The following is a 3,892-nucleotide window of genomic DNA, read 5'->3' as shown; positions in this document are numbered from 1 at the left end:
TCACCTTACATTCTATTGGTGCGTCCTTAAGCATTGATAACCGCTTTGAACTCAGTATTGCTAAGCAAACATTTGATCTAGACACTCTAGGCGGCAAACTGGGCCAAGATATTGTTGGCGTAAAATACAAACTAGTCGGTGAAGTGTTATATACCGCCATGCCACAAATTAGCTTAGGGCTACAATATAAACGGGTGGACGATTTTGCGTTACCACAAGCCGTTGGGGCAAGGAATGACTGGGGAGTTGATATCTATTTAGCTGCCAGCAAAGTCTATTTTGATGCTATTGCGGGCCGCAACCTGGTGACCAACTTAACCCTTAGAGCCACCAAGGCTAATCAAATCGGTTTGCTTGGTTTTGGCACTGCTAGAAACAACAATTACCAACTGCAAGCTGAAGCCTCTATTGCTGTGTTATTAACCGATAATATTGCACTGGGCTATGAATACAAACAAAAGCCTGATCAACTTGGTTTTGCAGAAGAAAATGATTGGCAGGATATTTTTATGGCTTGGTTTGTCAATAAACACCTTTCTGTTGTGGGCGCTTATGTTGATTTAGGCAGCATTGCAGGATTTGAGCAACAACAGGGGTGGTATTTATCTGTAGAGGGAACGCTGTAATGGTTAAGATTGTTAAACATCATGTAGTCGTTTTTGGCGCGTTGTTATTACTGTCTGTTGCCTGTGCAAGCCAACCAACAACTCTATATCAGCAACTTGGAGGGGATAAAGGCGTCAGTATGATTACCGATGACTTTCTAGTTAATTTGTCCCAAGATAAACGCATTTTGCATCATTTTGAACAAACTGATATTCAAATTTTTCGCCAACGGCTTATTGAGCATTTATGTGTCGTTAGTGGCGGTGAATGTGTGTACCAAGGTGCATCAATGTACAATGCACATATTGGATTACACATTAGCCAAGCGAACTTTGATGCCGTTGTGGGTCATTTAATAGAAGCACTTAAACAACAACATATTCCGCTAGCAACCCGCAATGCATTACTGGCTGAATTAGCACCACTGTACCAAGATATTATCGAACATTAGTCGTTGTGAAACCGTTTATGATGATATCCGGTTAGTAAAACTGGCTTGGATCTACATCGAGCGATCCAGGTGATACACCGCGTTCAATATGTAATTCAGATTTAAGTAAGTCAACCATAGTCACTTCAGTGTAACGTTTATACTTTATCGAATAAAAACACTTCACGACAGGATGCAACGCATCACGCCCTTTAGAGTCCCATACTATACCCACTCGTTCATCCGATAATTGCACCAATGAACCAACTGGATAGATGCCTACACAGCGAATGAACTCGTATACGAGCTTCTGATCAAGATGAAATGGGGTCAAGCTCATCAAAATTTTAAAAGCTGCTGCCGGGCTCATGGCTTCTTTGTAACAACGCGAAGCAGTTAATGCATCAAAAATATCAACAATACAACTCATACGCCCATGTTGAGGAATTTGTTCATCTTTTAAACCATTAGGGTAACCACGGCCATCGAGTTTTTCATGATGCATTAAGCACACATCTTTACTCACTTGCGATAAGCCTTTTGTTTCATTCATGATTTCAATTGCATACACTTGATGCAATTTCATGTGTTCAAACTCTTCTGGGGTTAACTTACCTGGTTTGTGCAATATTTCGTTATCGACTTGAATTTTGCCAATATCATGTAAAATTCCACCCACCGCCATCTGCTTTAGCAGTTCGCGATCAAGCTTAAGATGTTTGCCAAAGGTCACCAATAAAAAGGCAACATTAATAGAATGCTCGAGTAAATAGGCATCTTTGGTACGCAGTGCTGAAATACACTTAAATGCATCCGCATCGTCCATAACAGACTCAATCATTTTGTCGGCAACATCTTCAAATTGATTGACTTCAATGGCTTTACCACTGAAGGTTTCAGACATCACTTTTTGAATTAAGCCTTTTGCTTCAGCAAGTAGCTTTTTAGCCTGCGCTTGCTGACTATCTCGAGTGACCGTCGCTTTACGTACCAATAAACTGCTAACAGAGCTCGATTTACCCGCTTTTTTTAACCCGCAAGTATCTGAAGAACGATCAATATCAACCCACACAAGCAAAATGTTGTTTTTTTTCAACTTTAAAATTGCATCACGATGTTTGATTTGTCCGGGATTACGAATAGCCACCTTACTTTGCTGATGATCTATTGCCGTCACAAACATGCCTAAAGCAAGTTTATCGGTGGGGATTTTAATGACATTGCTTGATTCAACAGAATCATTCATTGTAACAATTACTCCGAAAGAGAAATTTAAGAACGGGATCTTGCTCACATAATATAAGCTATATTTTGAACTACTTTATTCCGTTCGCCTACTCTTTTTAGGAGAATATTACCGTATGGTCACATTACAGTTCACAACTATTCCTGTAGAAAACCTCAATGATAAACAATCAAACTGTTGTTGATAATATGGAGCAGCTTATTGGATCATTATTTCCGTATACTGATACCAGTAAAGAGTAAGCTATATTAGCAATTCAGATCACACGCTTTCATCTTGCCAATTGACACTATTTAATAGGTTTATTAACGTTAACTCTTATGTTGTTATGGTAGAGGTATAGATTGGCTGGTCACTTTTTTTCACCACAATTTAGCGAGTTAATCACTAAGCTCGAACAACTTCGCAATGTGCCGATCGGTGACCCTATTGTGCAGCTATCTGTTGAGGCTCCTGCGCTGCCATTAATATCTTGGTTAAGCGCTCAAACCTTATACCCAAAAATCTATTGGCACGGCCGCGATAGAAACGAAGATGTCGCCGCCATCGGCTCGTGCAAGACGTTTTATTTTGCCGACCAAGTTGACGACAATGCCCTAGCACAAATTTATCAACAGCAACGCAATAAAACCAATCATCAAGATATTCGTTATTATGGCGGTTTAGCGTTTGATCGCACCGTAGAGTGTTGGCCTGAATTTGGCCGTGCACACTTTATATTACCCAGAATTGAATTACGCCGTAGCGGTAATCACGTTAGAGTATTGGTGAATTTAAATTTTGAAAATGGTGAGCCTGAAGACGAAATACAATCCGCTCTTAATGCTATCGCAATGGTGCAAAAGCCGCGTCCCTTGTCGCCGCCGAATAAACTCAACTTAATGGGCCGGAGTGATTTACCTAATTTTGCACGCTGGAAAGAATTAGTAGAACAAGTCACTCAAGCAAATTTTATCAAATCAACACCTAAAGTCGTATTGTCACGCCACAGCCAAATAGATGTAGATGACAATATTGACCCTTGGACAGTGTTAGCATGTTGGCAAGGTCGTAATCCGAATAGTTTTCAATTTGGATTCCAATTTAGCCCTGAACGCGCATTTATTTCTTGCTCACCTGAACGGTTATATTTACGCCGCCAACAGGAACTGTTTACCGAAGCATTAGCGGGAACAACTGTCCGAGGGCTTAATCCAGAAGAAGATAATGTACTGGCGCAGGCATTATTAGATGACATTAAAAATAGCCATGAAAATCAGTTGGTCAGAAAACATATTGTCGATGTGCTCACACCGTTAAGCCAATATGTAGGTGCTGATGAGCAACCTAAAATATTTAAGCTTAATCATATTCAACATTTGCACCGCGCTATTCGAGCGCAGTTAAAGCCAGGTGTTAGTGATTTTGAATTATTACGTGCACTGCACCCAACTCCCGCCGTAGGTGGGTTACCACGCGATGCTGCACTGAACTTTATTCGCCAGCGAGAAGGTTATGCTAGAGGTTGGTATGCTGGAGCTTGTGGTTATTTAAATCATCATGAATCAGAATTCTCTGTCGCAATTAGAAGTGCACTGATAGAACCTAGAAGAATCAATTTATTTGCTGGC

The 3,892-nt window shown here is 40.6% G+C and carries 4 protein-coding genes; 3 read left to right on the top strand and 1 reads right to left on the bottom strand.

What is annotated here, in order from left to right:
* The coding region (locus tag CXF78_RS14045; RefSeq protein ID WP_102037148.1) for a DUF3034 family protein at window positions 1–626 on the top strand (626 nt) is incomplete at its 5' end.
* Window positions 626–1,057 (top strand): group I truncated hemoglobin, encoded by a 432-nt coding sequence (locus CXF78_RS14040; RefSeq protein ID WP_102037147.1) that lies wholly within the window; start codon window positions 626–628, stop codon window positions 1,055–1,057. The genes CXF78_RS14045 and CXF78_RS14040, both read left to right, overlap by 1 nt.
* Before the next feature lie 31 nt (window positions 1,058–1,088).
* Here the strand turns inward: CXF78_RS14040 and CXF78_RS14035 are convergent, their stop codons facing one another.
* A complete protein-coding gene (locus CXF78_RS14035; RefSeq protein ID WP_011639321.1) occupies window positions 1,089–2,282 on the bottom strand; it encodes a cyclic di-GMP phosphodiesterase in 1,194 nt (397 codons plus the stop codon).
* A 344-nt stretch (window positions 2,283–2,626) separates the two neighbouring features.
* Here CXF78_RS14035 and CXF78_RS14030 point away from each other — a divergent pair.
* Window positions 2,627–3,892: isochorismate synthase (locus tag CXF78_RS14030; RefSeq protein WP_102037146.1), on the top strand; the 1,266-nt coding region annotated here is incomplete at its 3' end.

It is taken from the genome of Shewanella sp. 11B5 (genome assembly GCF_002836795.1).
Taxonomy (GTDB): Bacteria; Pseudomonadota; Gammaproteobacteria; order Enterobacterales; family Shewanellaceae; genus Shewanella; species Shewanella frigidimarina.
Note: the sequence above shows the minus strand (reverse complement) of the source record. Positions and strands in the feature narration are given on the sequence as shown.

What these genes read in the sequence shown, in the direction of transcription:
- CXF78_RS14040 (WP_102037147.1), top strand. Translation starts at nt 626, where the DNA reads ATGGTTAAGATTGTTAAACATCATGTAGTCGTTTTTGGCGCGTTGTTA.
- CXF78_RS14035 (WP_011639321.1), bottom strand. Translation starts at nt 2,282, where the DNA reads ATGAATGATTCTGTTGAATCAAGCAATGTCATTAAAATCCCCACCGAT.